General features: G+C 46.5%; 1 protein-coding gene. It reads left to right on the top strand.

The genetic code is table 11. The features are described 5' to 3' along the window. The first annotated feature begins 72 nt into the window (after positions 1-72). Positions 73-1,160 (top strand): IS3 family transposase gene (locus IEY48_RS20235; RefSeq protein WP_188923338.1). Its coding sequence is split into 2 segments (ribosomal slippage): positions 73-334 and positions 334-1,160, totalling 1,089 coding nucleotides; the frame shifts between segments, so codons are not numbered across the junction. Positions 1,161-1,200 lie beyond the last annotated feature (40 nt).

Genomic DNA, 1,200 nt, shown 5'->3' on the forward strand with positions numbered 1-1,200 from the left:
GGTAATCCCCCCTAAAAAAAGCTGATTTCAAAAGTAGAATTTTCTCGTACTATATACGCAGGGAGATTCTGCATGAAAACATCAAAATTTAGCGACAGCCAAATCTTGGCTATCCTCAAGCAAGCCGAAGCTGGCACCCCAGTTCCGGGGCTGTGCCGTGAGCACGGCATGAGCTCGGCTACCTTCTACAAGTGGCGGGCCAAATTTGGCGGCATGGACGCCTCTATGATGGCGCGATTGAAAGAGTTAGAGGCTGAAAATTCACGACTCAAAAAAATGTATGCCGAAGAGCGTCTAAAAGCCGAAATACTCAAAGAGGCCATCGAAAAAAAGTGGTAAAGCCGTCGCGGCGGCGGGAGCTGGCGCAAAAGGCGGTGCATGATAAAGCCATTCCAATCGCATTTGCCTGTGCCTTGTTTGGACTCAGTGAGAGCTGTTATCGCTATCAGGCAAAACTCAGCGGTGAAAACGCTGTGATTGCTGATTGGTTACAGCGACTAACATCGACCCATAGAAGTTGGGGATTTGGGCTGTGTTATTACTTTTTACGTAACGTGAAACGCTACCGATGGAACCATAAGCGAGTGTATAGAATTTACCGTGAATTGGAGCTAAACCTACGGATTAAGCCGAAGAAACGCTTGAAGCGTGATAAACCGGACGCATTGGCGGTGCCTGAGGCAATCAATGAATGTTGGTCTATGGACTTTATGCATGACCAACTTGAAGATGGTCGCAGCATTAGGTTATTGAACGTGATTGATGATTACAACCGTGAAGGCTTGGCGATAGAGGTCGACTTCTCCTTACCAGCAGAGCGTGTGGTCAGAACCTTGGAGCAAATCATCGAATGGCGTGGAAAACCGAAACAAATACGCAGTGATAACGGTCCAGAGTACATCAGTGCGGTGCTGGCTGCATGGGCTGAAAAACACGATGTAGAACTGAAATTTATTCAGCCTGGCAATCCACAGCAGAATGCTTATGTAGAACGCTATAATCGGACTGTGCGATACGAATGGCTGAGCCAATATCTTTGGAATAGTATTGCCGAGGTACAGGAACATGCGACACAATGGCTATGGTTTTATAACAATGAAAGACCCAATACAGCAATTGGTGGTGTCCCACCAAAGCAAAAACTGGCACTAGTGGCCTAAATATCTACTTTTGATCTCAGTTAAAAATGGGGAGATTACC

Source organism: Shewanella saliphila (assembly GCF_014648295.1).
GTDB classification, from domain to species: domain Bacteria; phylum Pseudomonadota; class Gammaproteobacteria; order Enterobacterales; family Shewanellaceae; genus Shewanella; species Shewanella saliphila.